The 24,215-nt window shown below is 41.6% G+C and carries 15 protein-coding genes; 14 read left to right on the forward strand and 1 reads right to left on the reverse strand.

The features are described from left to right. A complete protein-coding gene (locus tag MUB35_RS09095) occupies positions 1-3,609 on the reverse strand; it encodes a hypothetical protein (protein ID WP_244806091.1) in 3,609 nt (1,202 codons plus the stop codon). Between the two features lie 299 nt (positions 3,610-3,908). Here MUB35_RS09095 and MUB35_RS09100 point away from each other — a divergent pair, with 299 nt between their 5' ends. From MUB35_RS09100 to MUB35_RS09165, 14 genes are all read left to right on the forward strand, one after another. Next, positions 3,909-4,775 (forward strand): LicD family protein, encoded by an 867-nt coding sequence (locus MUB35_RS09100; protein ID WP_033143047.1) that lies wholly within the window; start codon positions 3,909-3,911, stop codon positions 4,773-4,775. A 10-nt stretch (positions 4,776-4,785) separates the two neighbouring features. Next, on the forward strand, positions 4,786-5,778 hold the full coding sequence (locus tag MUB35_RS09105) for a glycosyltransferase family 2 protein (RefSeq protein ID WP_244806092.1): 993 nt from the start codon (positions 4,786-4,788) through the stop codon (positions 5,776-5,778). Positions 5,779-5,796: 18 nt separating this feature from the next. Beyond that, positions 5,797-7,023, forward strand: coding sequence for a lipopolysaccharide biosynthesis protein (locus tag MUB35_RS09110; RefSeq protein ID WP_227211673.1), 1,227 nt, complete (start codon positions 5,797-5,799; stop codon positions 7,021-7,023). A gap of 16 nt (positions 7,024-7,039) precedes the next feature. Continuing rightward, on the forward strand, positions 7,040-7,828 hold the full coding sequence (locus MUB35_RS09115) for a glycosyltransferase family 2 protein (RefSeq protein WP_244806093.1): 789 nt from the start codon (positions 7,040-7,042) through the stop codon (positions 7,826-7,828). A gap of 16 nt (positions 7,829-7,844) precedes the next feature. After that, positions 7,845-8,531, forward strand: coding sequence for a glycosyltransferase family 2 protein (locus MUB35_RS09120; protein WP_033143049.1), 687 nt, complete (start codon positions 7,845-7,847; stop codon positions 8,529-8,531). 32 nt (positions 8,532-8,563) lie between these two features. Then, positions 8,564-8,905 carry a DUF2304 domain-containing protein gene (locus tag MUB35_RS09125; RefSeq protein WP_244806094.1) on the forward strand — a complete coding sequence of 114 codons (342 nt, stop codon included), beginning with the start codon at positions 8,564-8,566 and terminating at the stop codon, positions 8,903-8,905. Between the two features lie 163 nt (positions 8,906-9,068). Next, entirely contained in the window at positions 9,069-10,871 is a 1,803-nt protein-coding gene (locus MUB35_RS09130; protein ID WP_227211675.1) for a DUF2142 domain-containing protein, read from the forward strand. 8 nt (positions 10,872-10,879) lie between these two features. Further along, a complete protein-coding gene (gene glf / locus MUB35_RS09135) occupies positions 10,880-11,980 on the forward strand; it encodes a UDP-galactopyranose mutase (RefSeq protein WP_227211676.1) in 1,101 nt (366 codons plus the stop codon). A gap of 122 nt (positions 11,981-12,102) precedes the next feature. Continuing rightward, entirely contained in the window at positions 12,103-13,407 is a 1,305-nt protein-coding gene (locus MUB35_RS09140; RefSeq protein WP_227211677.1) for a D-alanyl-D-alanine carboxypeptidase family protein, read from the forward strand. Positions 13,408-13,456: 49 nt separating this feature from the next. Beyond that, the gene (gene rfbC, locus MUB35_RS09145; RefSeq protein ID WP_033143053.1) at positions 13,457-14,023 is read left to right on the forward strand and encodes a dTDP-4-dehydrorhamnose 3,5-epimerase; all 567 of its coding nucleotides are present in this window, start codon (positions 13,457-13,459) and stop codon (positions 14,021-14,023) included. Positions 14,024-14,036: 13 nt separating this feature from the next. Then, a complete protein-coding gene (locus MUB35_RS09150) occupies positions 14,037-14,846 on the forward strand; it encodes an ABC transporter permease (RefSeq protein WP_033143054.1) in 810 nt (269 codons plus the stop codon). 13 nt (positions 14,847-14,859) lie between these two features. After that, positions 14,860-16,128, forward strand: coding sequence for an ABC transporter ATP-binding protein (locus tag MUB35_RS09155; protein ID WP_033143055.1), 1,269 nt, complete (start codon positions 14,860-14,862; stop codon positions 16,126-16,128). 22 nt (positions 16,129-16,150) lie between these two features. Further along, the gene (locus MUB35_RS09160) at positions 16,151-21,730 is read left to right on the forward strand and encodes a glycosyltransferase (protein WP_244806095.1); all 5,580 of its coding nucleotides are present in this window, start codon (positions 16,151-16,153) and stop codon (positions 21,728-21,730) included. Positions 21,731-21,745: 15 nt separating this feature from the next. Continuing rightward, complete coding sequence (locus MUB35_RS09165; protein WP_244806096.1) at positions 21,746-24,199, forward strand: glycosyltransferase family 2 protein; 2,454 nt, start codon at positions 21,746-21,748, stop codon at positions 24,197-24,199. Positions 24,200-24,215: the final 16 nt, after the last annotated feature.

Genomic DNA, 24,215 nt, shown 5'->3' on the forward strand with positions numbered 1-24,215 from the left:
TTATCTTCTTTGTCCTGTCCATGCACCGCTGGCATTTACAAAATAGCCGTCAGGCGTCCAGGTGTTAGCATACATCATATTGTTTTTGGGATTCAGGTAATACCAAGCACCATTGATGTAATTCCAGCCGGATACGGCAGCTCCGCTGCTGTTGAAATAATACCACTTTCCGTTTAACTGCAGCCATCCGGTGTGCATGGCGCCTGATCCATCCAGATAGTATCTCTGTCCATTTATAGACTGCAGGCCAGTGACCATAACACCGGCATTGTTGAGATAATACCAGGCTCCATTGATATAATTCCAACCGCTGACAGCAGCGCCGTTTATATTGAAATAGTACCATTTGTTGTTTAACTGCAGCCATCCGGTTCGCATAGCTCCTGAACCGTCTAGATAATATTTGCCTCCATTTATATTTTGAAGGCCGGTAACCATGACGCGGTCATTGTTGAGATAATACCAGCTGCCATTAATATAATTCCAACCAACAGCAGCTGCACCATTGCCATGGAAATAATACCATTTGCCATTTAATGAAACCCAGCCGGTAAGCATAGCACCGGAGGCACTGAGATAATACGTTTGGCCATTTATAGTTCTCAGACCAGTGAGCATAAAGCCATTTCTGTCCAGATAATACCAGGTACCACCCAGTTCAATCCAACCGGTGAGCATAGCACCGGAACCATTTAAGTAATACCATGTGTTCCCAAGATGCAGCCAGCCAGTTGCCATAGCACCGGAACCGGTTAGGTAATAATATGTCCCTCCTGAATTGATCCATCCAGTGATCATCTGGCCGGAACCGTTTGAGTAATACCACGTTGTTCCAACCTGATACCATCCGGTAGCGGCAGCACCGTTTCCTTTAAAATAATACCATTTGTTTTTCAGCTTGTACCACCCGGTGAGCATGGCACCGGAAGAATTAAAATAATACTTTTGACCGCCGATAGTCTGAAGTCCTGTGAGCATAGCGCCGGAACTGTTTAAATAGTACCAGGTACCGTTTATTTCCCACCATCCTGTTTTCATTGCACCATCGGTACCGAGATAATACCATTTTCCGCCGTCCTTCAGCCATCCGGTTGCCATATAGCCGGAAGAGTTAAAGTAATACCAGCTTCCATGAATACTCAGCCACGCATTTTGGGGATAACTTCCATCCGCAAAACGATACCAGTATCCGGAAGAATTCTGCATCCAATTGGAATCTGCAAAGTCAGGGCGCCATTTGCCGGAAGCATCATAGTATTGTCCGTTTACATACTGGTCAGCAGCCATAGCACCTGAAGAAGAGAAGTAATAGTAGTCCTGACCAATTCTCTGGCGGCCGGTGATCATCTGGCCGGAAGAATTCATATAATACCATTTTCCCTTGTCTTTTTGCCAGCCGGTAGTCATCACACCGGTAGAATCCATATAGTAATAATGATTACCTACCACTACCCAGCCTATGGCCATTACACCGCTGGGCTTCAGATAATAATATTGCCCTGCAGAATTTTTTATCCATTTTCCGGAAGATGCATTGCGTGAATTTTCAAAGTAATACCAGTCTTTGTCAGCAGACTGAGCCCAGCCGGTATATACAGATGGAAAACCATTGCGGTAATGGATTCTGACATTCGGTGATGGAAAGTCCGTCACTGCAACAACGGATTTGTTTTTAGGTATATTATTGCTGAGCTTTTTATCCAGATTGATTACAAATGCTCTGGTAAAAGAAGAATAACATGCCGTTGGATATAATTCCATGCCTGATTTGGACATTTCAAGCAGAGTATCCAGTGTTCCTATTTCACTTCCGATTGTATTATTAGTGACATAATCAAACTTTCCGGTCATAACAGCAATTTTCGGTGACAAAGTTTTTAGATACGTATAGGTATTGGAACCGTATGAACCGTGGTGTCCGAGTTTTAAAAGGTCCACATGGCCGAGTGTTTTAGCTAAGCGTGTTTCTGTTCCATTAAAATTGTTGATATCAGCAGCCAGGAAAGCAGTTTTTCCAGTAGAAACAGCCGTTACTTTTACACCAAGGCTAAAATAGTTGGCATCCTGTTTGGGACGGGAAACACCGTAATTCATGATTTCCAGTTTCATTCCGTTTTTTCCGCCCAGATAAAATACCGGTGTGGATTCTGCACCAATCTCATCTTCGTAGATTCCGCTTTGAGCAGGTGCAGCTCCTGCGTAGGCTTTGCTGTTCATAGGGTCATCAGGATGATTGGGATCTACTTGGTCTGTGGCAGGAATATCATATGTCGTCATATTATCCGATTCAATATTCTCAGGTTCCTCAAGTGATTCATCGTCCGTACCGCTGTTTTCCTGGATGGCTTCGATTTCAGGATCATCCGCAAGGTCTTCTGCTGTTTTGCTGTCACCTTCTGCAATAGGAGCTGACAGCGCATTTACAGAGTTAGCTTCACCTATAAAATCATATGGGGTAGCTCCTTCTATCGGGGAAAAGCTATAACCATCTGCAGTGATTACAACAGAAAGTTTTAATTCTTTTTTTGTATTATCATATTTCTGCAGGTTTTTGAACTCATATGTCCAAAGATTATCGTTGATTTTTGTTATGGAACCAGCTGATGAGCTGGAATCCGATGATATTGTTACCGGTTTTGGCACATCAGTATCTTTATCTTTGGAAGTATAGCTGACAGTTATAGAGAAAGAATCTGGTCCTTTTACCTGCACAGCCATGTTGGTCTCACTTTTACCTGTTGATGAATCGATGGCATTGTCTGCAGGCATAGATACATCTGGCTGTTCAGCGTCCGGAAGCGTATCCTGTTTTGTATCAGTTGAGGTATCAGAATCAGGTAAATCTTCTCCACTCTGATTGGAGGTATCCTGGTTCAAATCTGCAGTTTCCGGCTGGGCCTGGTCAGAATTTTCCTGAGGAGAAGCTTCCAGTGTTTCATCATTTTCTGCTTCATTAAAAGTATTGTCCTGTGTTTCCGGATCATCTGCCGGCGGTTCATTTTCTGATGGTTCACCAGGTGTTTCCTGGGAGTGATGGGATGTATCTTCATCCTGGACAGAAGGATCGGTGTCCTGATCGGGGGCCTCTTCTGTTGTACTATCTGCATCAGTGTTTTCTTCAGGTTCTGTTTCCGTAATCTGAGGGAAAAGGATTGTGCCGCGCAGAGTGACTGTTTCCGGATAAAGAGGCGCATCTTTTCTAAATGCCTGAATTAAAGTAGCCCCTGTATCTTTTGCAGCCTTAACCATATGGTCATACACATAAAGGTTATCCCATAGACGGGAACTGTCTGTAATGTCACTGTCAGAGTATTTCTCAATATATACTCTTTTAGGATGAAATTCATAGATCACCTCATCGGCAGAGCCGATATGGTCACTGTGAGGGTGTGTGCCTATGTAAAATTCAAAATTGTTTTTTGTGACACCTACGGAATGCATATAAGAAAGAACCTCTCCCTCAAAGCCCTTTCTTTTCACAGTTCCCTCACGAAACGGATACCTGGAATCCCTGCCGTTTGGATAATCACTGTCCTCACCGGAATCTACCATGCCAAACTTACCATTGCACTCAAGCAATATGGCATCAGTGTTATCCTGCAGTGTCAAAAAGTGGATTTTGCACCCGTTTGCTGCTGCCTGAACCGTTTCTGCCCTTTGCGGAAAGGATAGATTTACGCAGAAAATCATTACACAAACAATCAGGTAACATATAAGTTTTTTCTTTTTCCTATGCATGAAACTATTATAACCCCCTGTCGTTTTTTATTTAATACCATTATAACAAATATAATCTGAAATACAAGTTTTCAATATTAAGAAGAAAAATAAGTTGTGAATATAGGATGGACAAATAAATTATAACAGGATATAATAAAAAAATTAGGGAGAAAGGAAGAAATTCAGCATTGTACAGAGAATACGACGAAAAAATATTGACACGAATAAAAAATACTGAAAAGGATATCCTGATTTATTTCCAGGATATATGTGAAAAATATAATCTGAAATATTTTGCAGCGTTTGGAACTTTGCTCGGGACAATACGTCATGGTGGTTTCATACCCTGGGATGATGATATAGATGTTGCGATGCCGAGAAAGGATTATAACCGCTTTCTGGAAATCATGCAGAGGGAGGAGAACAGTAGATTTTCCCTACAGATTCCGGAGACTGACAGTAAATATCACCTGACTTTTGCAAAATTGAGAATGAAAAACACAAAATTTTTGGAAGAGCGCCTGGTAGAAGCAGATGCTCAGGAAGGTTTTTACATAGATATTTTTCCATATGACAATATTCCGGATGATGAAAAGCAGGCGAAAGCCCATATGAAAAAATGTGCCTTGTGGATTCGGCTTTTTAGTGTGAGCAGAATAAAGGAGCCACAGATTGGGAGCCGCGGCGGTATTGATATCTTTGTCAGGATTATCTGGTATGTTTTATATTATCTTTTAAAATTAATACCGTCTGCGGATAAACGAATATGGAAAAAGTGTAATAAATATTTCACTATGTATGAGAACTGTGATACGAACAGGTCAACTCTTCTGGTGAGTGAGCCGGAAAAATGGGTAATATACAAAAAAGAAATGGAGCAACTGGAAAAACGGCAGTTTGAGGATATCCAGGTCGCGGTGCCGAAAGACTATGACGCTGTTTTAAAGAGAAATTATAATAATTATATGGAACTTCCGCCCCAAGAGGAGAGGGTGAACCATGTACCGGTTGAGGTTCAGTTTCCGGGGGAAGAAACCATTATACTTAAAAAGTGAGGAGTAAGGGATGCAGCCTGCTATAACGATAATCGTACCTGTTTATAATACGGAAAAATATCTCAGAGAATGTTTGGAATCCCTGGTACACCAATCCTTTCAAAATATAGAGATTCTGCTGATAAATGATGGGAGTACAGATAAATCACAGAATATAATTGATGAATATAGTGAAAAATATACCTTTGTAACAGGAATAACAAAAGAAAATGGAGGAAGTTCCTCTGCAAGAAATTTGGGACTGCAGCATGCAAAAGGTGAATTTGTTATTTTTATAGACAGTGATGATTATGTGGATGAACGTTACGCTGAAACATTGTATCGTACTGCTGTCCGTCAGTGTTCTGATATGGTAATCTGTGATTTTGTGAGAGTAACGGATGATGGAAAAGTGACAAGGGATTATAAGCTTGATCTGGGTAAGGAAAAAATCCGCATCTTGACGTTTCTTTCGTGTAATCGAATTATACGCAGAAGTTTATTTGAAAATTTTAATATCCGCTACTGTGAGGGGATTACATGTGAAGATATACCGGTTATATTGCAGTTGGAAGCTGTGGCCCGGAATGTAAAGATACTTCCCTACGCAGGATACTACTATCGGATGAATCCGGAATCCGCAACGTCAGGATTTAAAAAAAGAGGTATCAGGAAAGAAAAAATACCATTTGATGCCTTAGATCAATGTATACAATTCTGCCTAGAAAATGGGAAGAATTTTACAAAACCTCAATTGGAATTTTATATCTGCAGAATCGTTACCAGCTTAATATTTGAAGTGGCAAAAGGCGGGGAACGTGATGTGATCATTTATATGTGCAGGCGGCTTAGAAAAATGTTTGAATGTTATTTTCCGGATTATTATAAAAATCAATACATCAAGCTGACGGCCGTGCCCCATATACCTTTCTCTCAAAGAGCAGGAACCTGGCTATGTATCCATCTTATGAGAAGAAAATGTTTGGAGCCATTTGCATGCTTATACGCAGGGATCAGCAAATAGACGAGAGAATGGTGAATCATGGAAAATAAAAAACTATCTGTTCAAAAAAGTATATTGTGGAATTCAGTAGGAAGCCTTATCTATCTGGCAACACAATGGCTGATTACTATATTGGTTGTCAGACTGGCCGGAGTCGATGCGGCCGGAAATTTAGCGCTTGCCATGTCTGTGGGAAATCTCATGTACAGCATTGCGCTGTTTGGTATGAGAAATTTTCAAGTGTCTGATATTGCAGAAGAGTACAGAAATGGCGTTTATATAGCAAGCAGATTGATTACCTGTTTTGTCTCTGTGATAATAGGGACTGTTTATGTACTTTGTATGTCCTATACAGCGGAGCAGAGATGGTGTATTGGTATATATTGCGTCTTTAAGGCATCCGAGGCTCTTTATGATGTCTATGCCGGTATCAGCCAGAAAGTATGGAGAATGGATTATATTGGTAAATCCTGGGTGATAAAGGGAATCTGCACCTTTGTGGCATTCTGTGGGGTGCTTTATCTTACAAAAAATATAGTATTCGCCATATTGGCTATGACAATTGTATCTTTTGTTGTTATTCTGATATATGATATACCGAAAAACAGAGAGATAGCTGAAATCAGTATTTTGTGGAAGGGGAAAGCAATCGCGTCTCTTCTGTATAAATGCATTCCTCTTCTGGTTTATTCTATGCTGACAACAGCAATCGCTACGATACCCAGGCTCATACTTGAAAAAATCTGTGGCAGCTATGCGCTTGGCATATATGGCTCGGTGGCTGCGCCAACTATGATCGTTCAAATGGGGGCATCGTATATCTATTCGCCGTTTATTACACTGTTTGCAGAAAGATATCACCATAAAGATAAAAGAGGCTTCTGGATAGCTTTCAGAAACTGCTTTTTAGCCATTGCGGTTCTCTCTGTCTGTGCTATGATTGGAGGAAAGCTGCTTGGACACTGGGGATTAATGCTGCTTTACGGGAAAGAAGTGGCAGTACATGAAGCGCTGCTTCTTCCTTTGATAGCTGCGACCATTTTAACAGCGATACTATGGCTGTTTTGTGGTATACTGACAGCGGTCAGGGAGTTTAAGGGACTGATCGTAGGAAATGTGGCTGCGGTATTATTCAGTGCTGTCTGCAGTTTTGTTTTGATCCCTAAGATGGAGATGCAGGGGGCTACAATAGCGCTGATCATAGCGCTGGGTATTTCCTGCTGTATTTTATTCGGATGTTTGTGCAGAAGCTGGAGAGAGAAATAAACAGATGGGAGAAGATATGAAAGAAGAACATATTTTTGCTATATGTGCTTATAAAGAGAGTGCATATTTAGAAGCGTGTATTCAATCATTAAAGAGGCAGACCAGAAAAAGCAAAATTATTCTGGCTACATCCACACCGAACACATACATAGAGAATCTGTGCAGTAAATATCAAATTCCTATGTATGTAAATCATGGTGAAAAGGGTATCACACAGGACTGGAATTTTGCATACCAGTGTGCTGACAGCCGTTATGTCACTATAGCGCATCAGGATGATGTGTATCTGCCGGATTATTGGGAAAAGGTTTATAATCATATAAAAAGGGCAAAAAAACCATTGATTGCCTTCGGTGATTACGGAGAACTTAGAAATAAAACCGTTGTCACAGATAACAAACTGTTAAAAGTAAAAAGAACCATGCTGCTTCCGCTGCGTATTCGGAAATTTTGGTCCTCAAAATTTATAAGAAGGCGTATTTTGTCATTTGGATGTGCAATATGCTGCCCTTCTGTTACATTTGACAAAAAGAATCTGCCTCAGCCGGTGTTCCGTCCAGGATTCAGGAGTGCAGAGGACTGGGAGGCCTGGGAACGGCTGTCCAGAAGAAAAGGCAGTTTTGTCTATGTACATGATGTTATTATGTATCATAGAATTCATGAGGCATCGGAAACAAGCATCATTTTGAAAGACAATGCCAGGAAAAAAGAAGACTATACCATGTTCAGAAAATTCTGGCCGGCACCGATTGCCAAAATGCTGGTAAAATTATATAGCAGCAGCGAAAAATCAAACGAATTATAACTGAGGGAATAAACTTATGAAGAAGCTTATTATTATACCGGCATATAACGAAGGGGAAAATCTGAAAAACACCATTAAAAATATACAGACGTATGCGCCCAGCTTTGATTATGTAATTGTAAATGACTGCTCAAAAGATAATACAAGGGAGTTATGTAAGACAGAAAAATTCCATGTGATCAATCTTCCGGTTAATTTGGGGATAGGCGGTGCTGTCCAGACCGGATATCAATATGCAATGGAAAATGATTATGATCTTGCCGTTCAGGTGGATGGTGACGGACAGCACGATGCCAGATTCCTTAATACTATGGCAGATTATTTGCTGGAAAATAAAGTGAACATGGTGATTGGATCCAGATTTATCGAAAAAAAAGGATTTCAGTCATCCGGGATCCGCAGACTGGGCATTCGTTTTTTTACGGGATTGATTCGATGCCTCACCGGAAAAAAAATCACAGACCCTACATCCGGGCTTCGGATGGCGGATAGTGAGATCATTAAAATGTTTGCACAGAACTATCCCAAGGACTACCCTGAACCGGAAACGGTGGTATCTGTAATAAGAAAAGGTAAACGGGTGGAGGAACTGCCGGTTGAAATGCATGAAAGGCAGGGAGGCGTATCCTCTATATCCCCTAAAAAATCTATTTATTATATGATAAAAGTGAGTTTGGCAATTATTATCGAATGTCTGAGATAAGGGGGAGGATCATGAACATTAAGACACAGATTGTGGTAGCAGTGATTGTAATATTAGCGTTCTTTTATCTGGGAGCAATGGTCAGGAAGAATAAGATAGAAATAAAATATGCATTACCCTGGGGTTTTATGGGATGTGTGATTTTAATTCTGGATTTCTTTCCGGGGATTATTGAAGAGATGGCAAAAATCAGCGGAGTTGGAGTTCCTATAAATTTTATATTTTTTCTGGGTTTTTGTTTCCTGCTGGCACTTACGTTTACTCTGAGCGTTTTGGTATCTGATTTGTCTCAAAAAACAAAAACATTAACACAAAAAATAGGTATTTTGGAAGAAAAGCTGGAGAGCAAGGAGAAAACAGAGAAGCATGATTAAGATAACTGCAAAGAATGAAAAAAAATCTTTTATTATATACGGTCTGTTGTTAATGATAATGTGCCTGTCTCTCTTATGTTTTTATTTTTTTATGGTCAGGCCAGCAAGTTTTGAGGAAGTTTCCTATCAGCCGAACTATCCTCAGGAGGCGTCTGCAAAGGAGATGAAGCTTCAAAAGGGTCAGACATGGGTACAGACTATAAAAGGAAGCAGAAACGAAATCACAAGCTTTGATATTATGTTTGGTGCTGGCAAAAGTGCGAATGTGAGTGTTGATTTCCATGAAAAAAAATCAGGGCAGCTTTTGGGCAGTTGGAAATTGGAAGTGCCGGAGGCTGAGGAATCACATTATCAGCATTTTGCTTTTGAAACTCCTGTTGATAATGCTATGGGGAAAGAGTATGAGATAAAGATACAGACAGAGGAGACATCGGAACCGACGGTCAGTCTGCCATATACAGAAAAAGATTTTTACGGAAATGGCAGTTTAACAGCGGGGGGTGAAAAACTGGATGGAGATTTATTCTTTCTTTTAAATGCGACAAGTGGATTTATGCGCAAATTATTTATGGGGTTTGCCGCATGGGTGATTCTTGGAGGTGCTGTGCTTGCATTTTTAGTCATTCGCAGAAAGTGCAGAACAGAGAATTTATTTTTGGTTTTGGGTCTTACATGGGGAATGTTTTTCGTGATATTCTTTCCGCCAAACACAGCTCCGGATGAAAATGCCCATATAGCAACTGCCTATTCAAATGCTGACAGAATCATGGGCAGAGAAGCAGAAGACGAGCAGGGAAAAGTATCTGTCAGAGCGTCTGATTTAAATATACCTGTGATGACGGATGTCTCCAGAAAGACATTTAACATGGTTTACGAAAAATGGCAGGAGCCTGTGAATGATCAGGCTGTGTCCTATATCAGGGGAAGGCTGGGAACCCCTATAGTTGCACATCTTCCACAGACAATCGGCGTTGTTTTGGGATGGCTGACAGGGCAGGGGGCAGTGCAGACTCTGTATCTGGGGAAATTTATGGGACTTTTGTTCTATATTTTCTGTGTTTATTGGGCTATCAGATTTATACCATGGGGAAAAATGAGTTTGATGTTGATCGCGCTGTTTCCAATGTCTCTGGAATTAGCCGGGTCTTTCTCTTACGACTGCCTTGTTAACGCGCTGTGTTTCCTGTTTATTGGTTATACCATGCATCTGATTTATAAAAAAGAAATAGTAACATGGAAAGATATACTTTTTCTTGCGGCAATTGCGGGTATCATGGCACCATGCAAAATAGCTTATATATTTGTATGTGGTATTTGTTTCCTGATACCCAAGAAAAAATTCAGAAAAAAACAGTATTTTATCGGATGCGGAATGATCATGGCGTCCGGAGTGGTGTTTCTCATTATTGAAAGAATGAGTTTTCTATATAACAGCCTCGTTGCAACCGGTGAATCCGCAGGTGCTGTAGAGGGGGCTGTAGGATTTTCTCTCCATGATATCATAAGCCAGCCCATCAACAGTCTCAAGATGGTATTTAATACTTATTTTGAGCAGGGAGAATATTATCTGGGTACTATTGTGGGACAATCCCTTGGGTGGTTTCAGGTTAATATATCCTGGGTTGTGATTGCCGGCCTGCTGCTTCTTTTGTTTATGACCACTTTCTCCAGTGCGCAGGAAAGCGAATGTATGACTGCAAAAGAAAGAATTGTGGTGATAATGCTAAGCCTCATCATGATAGGTGGTACGGTAATGGGGATGTGGCTGAATTTTACACCTGATTTCTGTACTTATATCGCAGGGGTGCAGGGACGTTATTTCCTTCCGTTTTTACCTCTGCTGGTTCTTGCGGTTAAAAATAAAACAATTTATATCAGAAAAAAAATGGATTATGGTCTGGCGGCTGCAGTGTTTGCCCTGGAATTTATGGCTGCACTTGACGTCTGGAGATATATTATTAAATAGGAGTATAGATGGAAATGTATGATTATGTGATAGCAGGCAGCGGTCTTTTTGCAGGGACGTTTGCCTATCTGGCAGGGCAGAAGGGAAAAAAATGTCTTGTGGTGGAGAAAAGAGACACAATGGGAGGAAATCTGTACTGCCAGGACATAGAAGGGATACATGTCCATAAATATGGCGCGCATATATTCCATACCAGCAATAAGAAAGTATGGGAGTTTGTAAATTCACTGACGGAGTTTAACCGGTATACCAATTCTCCCATTGCAAATTACAAAGGTGAAATATACAATCTGCCCTTTAATATGAATACATTTAATAAACTTTGGGGTGTGCAGACACCAAAAGAAGCAGAGCGTATCATAGAATCACAGAGAGCTGCCATGAAAGGGGAACCTGCAAATCTGGAGGAACAGGCTGTTCGGCTTGTGGGAACAGATATCTATCAAAAATTGATCAAAGGGTATACAGAGAAGCAGTGGGGAAGGGACTGCCGGGAACTTCCCACGTTCATTATCAAGAGGATTCCGGTGAGGTACACCTATGATAACAATTATTTTAATGATGCATATCAGGGAATCCCAAAAGGAGGATATAATCCTCTGATAGACCGCTTGTTTGCAGGATGTGATGTTGAACTGGAAACGGATTTTAACCAGTATAGAGACAAGTATGAAAAACTGGGGAAAAAAGTTTTATATACCGGAACACTGGATTCCTATTATGGTTATCAATATGGCAAACTGGAATACAGAAGTCTTCGGTTTGAGAGTGAAACATTGGATATTGAAAACTATCAGGGAGTTGCTGTCATGAATTTTACTGACAGGGAAACTCCTTATACAAGAATCATAGAACATAAACACTTTGAATATGGAACGCAGGAGAAAACGGTCATCACAAAAGAATATCCTCAGTCCTGGGAGGAGGGAAGAGAGCCGTATTATCCGGTTAACGATCACACAAATCAGACATTGTTTGAAAAATACCGGATACTTGCTGCGCAGGAGCACAACGTCTTGTTCGGAGGGCGCCTTGCGGAATATAAGTATTATGATATGGACAAGGTAATAGAGGCTGCGTTTGACCTGGCTGACAGGGAATTGGCATAAAAGATTGAAATTCTGACAGGAAAATGCTATAGTATATAAGATTCAAGCACGGAAAATCAGGAGGCAGACGGCAGTATCCAGTGGGTACTGCTGGTTTGCGTATAAGGAGAAATGTTTAAGATATGGAGAAAAAACGGAAATGGAGATACCTGAAAACATTTGCCGCGGCAATGATGTTGTGTACCTGTCTGATAGCAGAACCGGCTGCAGCAGCAGTTAATAACGGGACGGTATATCCCATAACGAGCAATGAAATGGCCGGCTGGCCCCAAGGACCTGAAGTGGCATGTGAGACGGCGGTCTTAATGGAGGCAGACAGTGGAATCATCCTTTATAATAAGGGAATGGATGAACTTCGTTATCCGGCAAGCATTACAAAGATCATGACAGCGCTTCTTGCCATTGAGAATTGTTCTCTGGATACCCAGGTGACATTTTCAGAGACTGCGGTTGCGGCAGAACAGGTCGCAGGCAGCAGTACAATCAATATGCAGGTGGGAGAAGTGATAACGATCAGAGACTGCCTGTTTGGGCTGATGATCCAGTCAGCCAATGAGGTGGCGATCCAGCTGGCTGAGACCGTGTCGGGCTCTGAAGCCGCTTTTGCAGAATTAATGAATCAGAAAGCAGCAGAGATTGGCTGTAAGAATACACATTTTGTCAATGCCAGCGGGCTTCCGGATGAAAATCATTATACAACAGCGTATGATATGGCGCTTATTTTTCGCGAAGCTTTGAAAAATGATACCTTCAAAGAGATAATTGGTACGCAGACCTATTATATACCTGCAACAAATCTGACAGCCACAGAGCGCAGACTCCATACGCATCATCCGCTTTTGGCAGAGGAGAGTGCAGAGCATTATGAAGGGTGTATCGGTGGAAAATCAGGCAGTACAGAAGCCGCAGGCAAGACTCTGGTAACAGGAGCTGAACAAAATGGAGTGACATATCTGGCTGTTGTCATGAAAGGTGCTGATATGGCACCGAATTGTGCAGATACCACAAATCTTTTTAATTATGGATTTCAAAACTTTGAGAAAAAGGAATTAAACGGTGGTTCTCTTCTGCTTCCAAAGGGGATTACCATGGAGCAGCTGGAAACAACGGAGGAAAAACAGGAAAATGGTAATACCCTGGTCAAATACAGCTATTCGGGGCAGTATTTGGGCAGTGAAATAAAAGAACCTCCAAAAGAGGAAAAAATTAAATCAGAAGAGAAGCAGGAAGATAAGACATCTGATAATACGGCTGCTGCAAAAGACAAAGAAGACACGAACTCAAAAGACGGCACAGAGAATATTTCGCTGACAAGCATTCTTCTTATTATAATGGCCGCTTTAATTATTGTTTTGATCGTACTTCTTGGGGTTCTTGTGCGGCATGACAGAAAGAGAAAGAAGAAAAGGCGTAGGAAGAAAAAATAGTGTACCACAAATGTATAAAATATAATTTAAATGAAAAGAGGACAAAACAATGGGTAAAATTACTGTAGAAACATGTGAGATTGAAGGTTTGAAAATCATCACTCCGGCCGTATTCGGGGATGAGAGAGGCTATTTTATGGAAACATATAATTATAATGATTATAAGGCTGCAGGCATTGATATGGAATTTGTACAGGACAATCAGTCAAGTTCAAGAAAAGGTGTTTTAAGAGGCCTGCATTTTCAAATCAATTTTCCACAGGATAAGCTGGTAAGAGTAGTGAGCGGAGAAGTATTTGATGTGGCCGTAGACCTGCGGCCAGGTTCAAAAACATTTGGAAAATGGCATGGTGTTCTTCTATCAGCTGAAAATAAAAAACAGTTTTTTATACCAAAGAACTTTGCGCATGGATTTGTAGTATTATCAGATTCGGCTGAATTTGCTTATAAATGCACTGATTTTTATCATCCGAATGATGAGGGCGGACTCAAATGGAATGATCCGGAGATAGGTGTTGCATGGCCGCTGCCGGAAGGAATGACAGAGGAGGACCTGATTATCTCTGAGAAAGACCATAAGTGGGGCGGCATTAAAGAGTACACAAAAAACAGGTAAACAGGAGCAGAATATGAAAGAAAAAATATTTGGATTGCCATTGGAACTATATCATAACAGAGGTTTGATTTTGACCCTGGCTAAGAATGATTTCAAAACAAAATACGCAGGTTCTTATCTGGGTATTGTCTGGGCATTTATCCAGCCGATCGTTACGATTATGGTGTACTGGTTTGTGTTTACAGTCGGGCTGAAGGCAGGAGATATGGCTGAATATCCCTTTGTACTTTATCTGATATCCGGTATTGTTCCATGGTTCTTTTTTCAGGATGCCCTGAATGCAGGAACAAACGGTCTGATTGAGTATAACTATTTGGTCAAAAAAGTGGTATTCAAAATCAGCATACTTCCTATGGTAAAAGTGATTTCAGCTTTGTTTGTGCATGTGTTTTTTGTTGCGTTTGCTTTGGTTGTATGTGCGGCAAATGGTTATCCGCCAACCATACATACAATCCAGATTATTTACTATACAGGATGTACTTTTGTATTTTCACTGGCGCTTGTGTATATAACCAGTGCGGTTGTGATCTTTTTCAGGGACCTGACTCAGATTATCAGTATATTTCTGCAGGTGGGTATCTGGCTGACACCAATTATGTGGGATTTAGGCCGTATGGCTGATCATCCGCTGTTTGTAAAAGCGTTTAAGCTGAATCCAATGTATTACATCGTTTCCGGGTACCGCGATTCCATTCTGGGACGGGTATGGCTGACCGATCATCTGAAATGGGGATTATATTTCTGGTGTGTGACAATTGTACTGTTCGTTCTGGGAACTGTAATATTTAAGCGCTTAAAGCCGCATTTTGCAGATGTGTTATAAGAGAGGATAAAATATGTCAGAAATTGCAATTGCAGTAGATCATGTTAGTAAAATGTATAAATTATATGATAAGCCGATGGACCGCCTTAAAGAGTCTCTGGGCTTATCAAGGCAGAAAAAATATAAAGAGCATTTTGCCCTTGATGATGTATCATTTCAGGTACATCAGGGAGAAACTGTGGGTATCATTGGAACAAACGGCTCAGGAAAGTCCACAATTCTGAAAATTATCACCGGTGTACTGAATCCCACGGCAGGCGAAGTGCGTGTAAACGGACGAATCTCAGCACTGCTGGAGTTGGGAGCTGGATTTAACGGTGAGTATTCCGGTATAGAGAATGTTTATCTGAACGGAACCATGATCGGTTTTTCCAGGGAAGAAATAGATGCGAAGATGGATGATATTTTAAGTTTTGCAGACATTGGAGAGTTCGTCCATCAGCCTGTAAAGACTTATTCAAGCGGTATGTTTGTGCGTCTGGCGTTCGCTGTTGCCATTAACATTGAACCGGAGATTCTGATTGTGGATGAGGCACTTTCTGTAGGTGATGTGTTTTTCCAGGCCAAGTGCTACAGGAAATTTGAAGAATTTAAAGAAATGGGGAAGACTATTTTATTTGTCAGCCATGACTTAAGCAGTATCGGAAAATACTGTGACAGAGTAGTGCTGTTGAATCAGGGACATAAGCTGGCTGAAGGCGGCGCAAAAGATATGGTGAATCTATATCGCAAAGTGCTGGTCAATCAACTGGATGATGATGAGGCGGAAAATCCGGGAGAAAATATGGAAAGTGCACCGGAGGAGGATAGCCTTCAAAAGGAAAAACTGAATCTGAATCCTGAAGTCCTGGAGTATGGGAGTAAGCTGGCAGAAATCGTGGATTTTGGTATCTATGACCATACGGGACTGATCACGAATGCCATAGACAAAGGGCAGCAGTTTTCGGTTAAAATGAAAGTTAAGTTTAATGATGATATCAGTGAACCTATTTTTGCATTTACCATTAAAGACCTGAAAGGGACAGAAATCACAGGTACAAATACCATGTATGAAAATTCTCCGGTCACACCAAAAAAAGCCGGAGATATCCAGGAGATAACATTTACCCAGATGATGAGCCTGGAGGCCGGTGAGTATATGCTGTGTCTGGGATGTACGGGATACAGAAACGGTGATTTTACTGTTTTCCACAGGCTTTATGATGTCTGCAACCTGACGGTCATTACAGATAAGAAAGCTGTCGGCTACTTTGATATGTTTTCTAAAGTTACGCTGAAATAAGCAGTTTGCGAAGGAGTTTTGTATGGCAGAGTTGAATTACGATTATGACACGCAGAATGGACAGTATTCAGATGGTGATATAGAGGAGCGTATGCTCGAAATGGCCAGACAGGGGATCACCTATGAGGAACTGCCAAAAGAGCAGGTTGAATTTCCCATGGTTTATCATTTTGCGGGTATCAGGGAAAATATTTTAAACTGGTATCCTTTTACAAAGCAGGATTCTGTTCTGGAGATAGGGGCAGGATGCGGTGCTCTGACGGGAATGCTGTGTGAAAAAGCAGGAAAAGTGACTGCGGTTGAGTTGTCAGGGAGACGTGCAGCCATTAATTATGAGCGTCACAAAGATTATGATAACCTGACGATTATGGTTGGAAATTTAAATGATATGGTGCTGGAAAAGGACTTTGACTATATTGTCCTTAACGGGGTTTTGGAGTACGCAGCCAGTTTTACGGATGGTGAAACGCCATATGAATCTTTTCTCAATAAAATGGCATCATTTTTGAAACATGACGGAAAACTGCTGGTAGCTATCGAGAACCGTCTGGGACTGAAATATTTTGCCGGGGCGCCTGAAGACCATACAGATATGTACTTTCTTGGGCTTAACCGCTATGCAGGAAATAATTCTGTACGTACATTTTCCAAGTCAGAGCTTACCAGGCTGTTTGAGAAGAGCGGCCTTTGTCATATGAAATATTATTATCCTTATCCGGATTACAAATTCCCAACAGAAATATTTACAGATGAGACTTTAAAAGTAATCGGTTACGGGAAACAATATCCTGTATTTACAGAAAACAGATTCAGTTTGTTTAATGAGACGGATGTGGCACATAGCCTCCTTAGAGAAGAAGTGATGGACAATTTTGTTAACTCCTTCTTGGTGGAAGCCTCCAGAGAGGATGTCATTAGAGATACAGAGATACTATATGCAAAAATCAACAGTGAGAGAAAAGAAGAGTTCCGGGTAATGACATTGATCCTGAAAAGGGAACAGGAGATCTTCGTTAAAAAGCAGGCCATGAATGCAAGGGCAAAAGAATTTTTGCATCAGATGGAGCGTTATGGACAGGCAGAACTGCCGGGCAGCTTTAAAAATCTGAAGTCTGTATACAAAGATGGTGCCGTGTCATATGAATTTCTTACAGGTAAAACTTATTACAATGTAATAAAAGATTACTTAAAAGAAGGAGACAGTAAAAGTATTGAAAAGCTCTTTCAGAACCTATATGAAACATATTTTACAGACAGTCTGATGGTTGAAGATTATCACACGGAAGAATTCGTCGCTATGTTTGGTGAAACAAAAGGAAGAGTTCCGCTTCGGTGTATTTCTCCTGCAAATATTGATTTGATCTGTCAGAATATTTTCCTTGAAGGGGAAGAGAAAACCATTATTGATTATGAGTGGATTGCTGACTTCCCTGTGCCGGTTGATTTCATTATGTGGCGTCTTCTGAATGAAATATATACAAAAATGCCCTCCTTAGATGCGGTCTGCCCGCGGCACAAGATAATAAAGAAATTGGGGATAACCCTGTCTGACCAGGAGGTGTATCTGCAGTGGGCACTGCATTTTGCTTATACTTATGTAGGATGTGATCAGCTGTCAAAATATGAAAAGCCTCCTGTTCCCATTTCTCTGGAACAGATTGCAGAGCAGGAAAAACTTAAAAAGTATCTGGACAGTAAAATCTATTATGACCTGGGAAGCGGTTTAAATGAAAATCAGGTGGTGGCTGCAAAGGTTCGTTTAGAGCGCAATTGCTTTAAAGCAGTCTATGATCTGCGGGGGATTTCCGGTATAAAAGGTCTGCGCTGGGATCCTGAAAATGGGTATTTTTGTAAGTGCAGGATAGATAAGGTGGATTGTAACTGTCGTGCGGTTTTAGTGCCAAACGGACTGCATCTGCAGGATAAAGACAGTACCGTATTTATAACAGAGGACCCTAATTACATTATCAGTACCCTGGAGCCGGACAAAGTGGAATATCTGGTGATCGAGGGAAAATTCTGGTACATGGACGATCAGTACAAGACAGAACTCCTGAGAGAGATGGCGTGTGAAAAATTACAGCCTTCACAGCCGGCTCCTGTACAGACCGAAACAAATGTGGAGCCGCCGGCAGTCACAATGAAAAGCAGAGCAAAAAAAGTGCTCCGTCCGGTTGTGCGTAAGCTTAGAAGAGAAGGTGATCCGGATAAGCCGCGTATATTGATCTGTCCGGGCAGCGTGGATCAGATTTCATATGAAAATAAGCTGCTCACTGTCATAGGGTGGGTATTTGATCCGGCCCATGAAATGGGAAAGCCGAGGATTGCTTTTTATCATGGTAAGAACAAGGTCAGTGAAACCGGTTATCAGGTGATCTATAGAAAAGATGTTGCGGAAAATATGGGAAATCAGGAGGCGGAAAGCAGCGGATTTTCAGTAACTGCAAGTGTCTATTCCCCGTTTGACCTGGATGTTTACTTTGAATTTGATACCATTGACGGAACTGGAGGCAGGTTACTGGGAACGATTCCGGGAGACAGGACACTGCCTGCAGATGCTGATATTCAAGTGTTTTCGGCAGAAGATGAGACAAGTATCGGTGATATCCGGTATTTTAAGAAGTGTTATGTGGATAAGCCGCTTCAGTTTCCGGAGGATTATCTTACACATGAGATAGATATTGTTGTTCCGGTCTATAACGGTCTTTCGTATTTTGATGCGCTCTTTGCAGGTGTAGAGAAAACCAGGATGAAGTACAGACTGATCATCATAGATGACTGCAGTCCGGATGAAAAAGTAAAGGAATACCTGGAGACATATGCAAAAGACCGACCGGAAGTGATTCTGCTTAGAAATGAACAGAATCTGGGATTCTTAAAAACAGTGAACAGAGGACTTAAACTGATACAAAATCACGCGGTGCTCCTGAATACAGATGTGGAGGTGCCTGAAAACTGGCTGGAACGTCTTATGTATCCCATTATATGCGGAACAAAAGTGGCTACAACCACACCGTTTACCACTTGCGGTACGCTCTGTAGTTTTCCTGAGTTCTGCAAGGACAATGCCATTTTTGAGGGTATGAAGCTATGGCAGATTGATGATGTATTCAGAAGTATGAAACCTCAGTATCCATCTATGCCTACTGGAATCGGTTTTTGTATGGGCTTGAACCGTGAAGCACTTTCTGAAGTTGGGTATCTGGATGAAGAAAACTTTGGCAAGGGGTACGGGGAAGAAAATGACTGGTGTCAGCGGGCTTTGCAGGCTGGTTATCGGAACGTGCATGTGGATAATCTTTATGTATATCATAAGCACGGGGGCAGCTTCCTGTCAGAAGAAAAAATGATGCTTCTGGAGAAGCATTCTAAAAAATTACTGGAAAAGCATCCGGATTATAATAAAGATGTGGCAGAATACTGCAGAATTGATCCGGCAAGAATGGTAAGGCTTTATGCCATCATGCAGCTTCTGAACCAGAAGACAGAGGTAAAAACAATTGTGGCCTTTGATCATAATCTGGGCGGAGGTGCAACGGAATATCTCAATAAAAAAGTGAAAGAGGAGCTGCTGAAAGGCCGTCGTTTTATTGTTATACGGTATGATATATATACGAATAAATACCTGTTCTTATACCAGTACAAAGACTATAGGATTAAGTTCTTCTCAGAGAACCTGCAGCTTTTGCTGGATATGGTAAGGCGTGTTGATGAGATCTGGATCAACGAACTGGTAACATATCCGAAACTCTATGATTTTATGGAAAGAATAGTTGGCTGGAAAGAAGAGCACTGCGCTGTTCTGCGTATGCTGCTTCACGATTTTTTCTGTATCTGTCCTGCGGTCAACCTGATGGATAAAAATGGGGCGTACTGTAAAGCTGCATCAGATGAGATTTGTAACCAATGTATACCGGATAACAGAAGCAATGCCTGCCTGGAATATGAAAGCGGGAGTGTCTGGCGTTGTAAGTGGAAAGAGTTTTTAAGGCACTGTGATGAGATATTTGCATTTTCTGATGATTCCGCAGACCTTTTAAACAGAGCTTACCCGGAAATATATAAAATCAGGGTCATTCCTCACGAACCCCATTATCTTCCGCCGATCAGTAAGAAATATAAGACAACCCCCACATTGAATATTGGCCTGCTCGGTGTTCTGTGTTATAAAAAGGGCTTGGATGTAGTGAAGGAAATGGTACGTGAGATAGAAAGGAAAAATCTCAACATACGTATCCATCTGATTGGAGTCAGTGATGAAGAGATTGACAGTCCGGTATTTTCGTATACAGGAAGATATACAAGGGAAATGCTTCCGAAACTTACCTTGGAAGAAGATATAGATATCTTTTTTATACCGTCAATCTGGCCGGAAACCTTTTCATATACAACCTCAGAAATCATGTCTATGAAGATGCCTATAGCAGTCTTCAACATTGGTGCACCGGTGGAGAGAGTGGCGCGTTATGACAGAGGAATTGTACTTGACAAGACAGATGCACCATCCGTTTTGGCGGAGATTTCAAAATTCGCGGAGGAAGTCTGCCATATTGATGAAATGCCGGTGCGGGAAGAAAAGATACTGTTTTTGGGAGAGGAGATTTCTTTTGCATCCAGATATCGTGTAGAGCATCTGAGGGAACAGCTCTTATGTCAGGGATATGCTTCCAGGTTTATCCAGATGGATGAGGCAAAAGAGTGCAGGCTTAAGGATTACAAAGCAGTGGTATTTTACCGCTGCAGTAATGAGGAGGGAGTCCGGAAGATAGTCCGTAAGGCAGAAGAACTGGGAATTCCGGCTTATTACGATATTGATGATCTGATATTTGATTATGATAGAATCGCTTCTCTGCATTTTCTGGAAGGTGAGGAATACAAAGATTTCAGGAGTACAACTCGTAAGATCCACGCCTGTATGGAGCAGTGCAGTGGCTATATCACTTCCACAGTAACCTTGGCAAGGCAGATTTCAGCTGAGTTTCCGCATAAACCTGTGGTGATCAACAGAAATACTGCAAGCATGGAGATGCAGATCCTTTCTCACGATGCAATAAAGACGAAAGTACCTGAAAAGGAAAAAATCTATATTGGATATTTCAGTGGTTCCAAGACTCATGACAGGGATTTCGCTGTTATCGAGGATGCTCTGATAGAAATGATGGAAAAATATCCACAGGTTATGTTAAAACTGGTGGGAGTTCTCTCAGAGGATAAGATGAAACGTTTCCAGGACCGCATTGAAAAGATGGGATTTATGGAGTGGCAGAAGCTTCCGGAGGCTCTTGCTGGAGTTGATATCAATTTGATGCCTCTTGAAAATACAGTGTTCCACAGCTGTAAATCAGAAAACAAATGGATGGAAGCAGCACTTGTGAAGGTGCCAAGTGTTATGAGCCGAAATGATGAGTTGGAGCCGCTGATCCAAAACGGTGTGGAGGGATATCTCTGCAGCACCAAAGAAGAGTGGGCAGAAGCTTTGGAAGCACTGATCACAGACAGTGAACTGCGACATAAAATAGGAAAAGCAGCGAATAAAAAAGTACTTGATCAGTATGTAACACAGAAGACAGGGCAGGAGGCTGTGAAGTTCCTGATGAAATAACAGAAAGGATTTAGCATGTCCAGAGAAATATATGAAGTGAAAAGAGAGCGGTTTCATCTCACTGACAGAAATTTGTATCTTCTGGAGGGTACCTGGCCAAAAGGTTATGAGGTGGAAGCTGTTCTGGATGGAAAAAAAATATCGGTTGAGGCAAAGCCGCAGGAATATGTCAGCGCAATGGACCGGTTTCAGGACATGCAGCTGACAAGCGGCATGCGTATTCAAATACAGGTCACGCTGCCTTCTCATCTGGAGCAATACAAAAAACTGATTATCTATGCAGTGGACGGCCAAAGCAGGCAGAAATGGTTTTCTGTCTCTGTCGTACAGCTTCAGAGAAAGCAGGGAAAGCCACAGTATTATCTGGAAGAAACTGCAGTGGACAGAAAAGCTGGTACCTGCAGGCTGAGAGGGTGGGCTGTCTATAAAAAGCCACTCAGTATTTATTTAGAGGATGAGAATAAAAAACGACTGGCTGTTCAGGTGCAGAGAACAAAAAGGCCTGATGTTCAGGCTCAGCACAGGGAAGCCAGGCTACAGGAGGATACCGGTTTTTATGTGGAATTTCCTTGCGGAAATAATCCATATATTTATCTTGTATTTGACGGGAAAAATGCGAAAACCATAAGAAAAATACATTTAAAATCCTCAAAGCTTATGGAAGAAAAACTCATACGGTACTATCACAAAGGGACACGATATTTAAAAATGCATGGTGCGGGCGCGCTGCTGCAGAAAGTAGTCAGAAAGGCGACCAATCAGGAACCAGGACCGATTCCATATGAGAAATGGCTTCCCAAGCATGTACCTACGCCGGGACAGCTGGAAAACCAGAGAAGAACGCAGTTTCCATATTCACCTCTGATCAGTGTTGTGGTACCATTGTACAAGACTCCTGAGAGATACCTGAAGCAGATGATTGGTTCCCTGCAGAGTCAGACTTACGAAAATTGGGAATTGTGTCTGTCAGATGGCAGCGGCGGTGAATCTCCAATAAAGACGCTGCTTGAATCATATCAAAGGGAAGATCACCGCATTAAGGTGTGTTTTCATGATAAGCCTATGCAGATTTCAGAGAATACAAATGCTGCAATTGGATTGGCAGAAGGTGAACTGATAGCTTTTGCGGATCATGACGATGTGCTTACGCCGGATGCGCTTTTTGAATGTGTAAAAGCACTGAATGAACAGCAGGAGATTTCCGTTTTATATTCAGATGAAGATAAGATGACCATGGATGGCAATAAATTCTTCCAGCCTCATTTTAAGCCTGATTTTAATATCGATCTGCTGTGCACCGTGAATTATATCTGCCATCTGTTTGTCGTCAGAAGAGAGATCATAGAACAGGTGGGGATGCTGAGAAAAGAATATGACGGAGCGCAGGATTATGATTTCATATTCCGTTGTGTGGAATACGCAGGCAGAAAGCACATTTATCATATTCCCAGAGTATTGTATCACTGGCGCTGCCATGAAGATTCAACAGCAGAAAACCCGGAGAGTAAGAAATACGCCTTTGAAGCAGGAAAGAAAGCTATACTGGCACATTATGACAGAATCGGTGTGAAGGCCAGCGTGGAGAACGGGGAATACCTGGGGCTTTACAGGACACATTATATCAGGGACTATGATCCGCTGATTTCTATTATCATACCGAACAAAGATCATACGGATGATTTGGAACGCTGCATCAGGGCCATTGAGGAAAAAAGCAGTTACAGAAATTATGAATATGTGATAGTAGAGAACAACAGCACAGAAAAGACCACATTTGCCTATTATCGGAAACTGGAACAGGAAAATCCAAAAGCCCATGTAGTTTACTGGGAAGGAAAGTTTAATTATTCTGCAATTAACAATTTTGGTATTTCCCATGCTAAAGGAGAATATCTGCTCCTTCTCAATAATGATACAGAAATCATCAATGCAGACTGTCTGGAAGAACTGCTGGGGTATTGTATGCGCAGTGATGTTGGTGCAGTTGGCGCCAGATTATACTATGAGGACGAGACAATTCAGCATGCAGGTGTAGTTATCGGATTTGGAGGGATAGCAGGCCATTGTTTCGTACAGCAGAAGAGAGGAGAATCCGGTTATTGCCACAGGATCATCTGCGCACAGGATTACAGTGCTGTTACCGCAGCGTGTATGATGGTGAAAAGAAAAGCGTATGATATGGCAGGCGGACTGAGCGAGGAACTGGAAGTGGCTTTCAATGATATTGATTTCTGTCTGAAGCTTCAGAAGGCAGGATTTCTGGTTGTGTATAATCCTTATGCGGAGTTGTATCATTATGAGTCAAAGTCAAGAGGATTGGATGATACACCTGAAAAGGTGGCCAGGTTTGCCAGAGAAATTGAGACATTTGAAAAAAGATGGCCGGAGATACTGAAAGATGGAGATCCGTATTACAATCCGAACCTGACTTTGGACAGCCAGGATTTTTCACTGAGGCGTAATGGATGAAAATGTTAAGGAGACC

The organism is Blautia sp. NSJ-175, assembly GCF_022867815.1.
GTDB lineage: Bacteria > Bacillota > Clostridia > Lachnospirales > Lachnospiraceae > Blautia > Blautia celeris.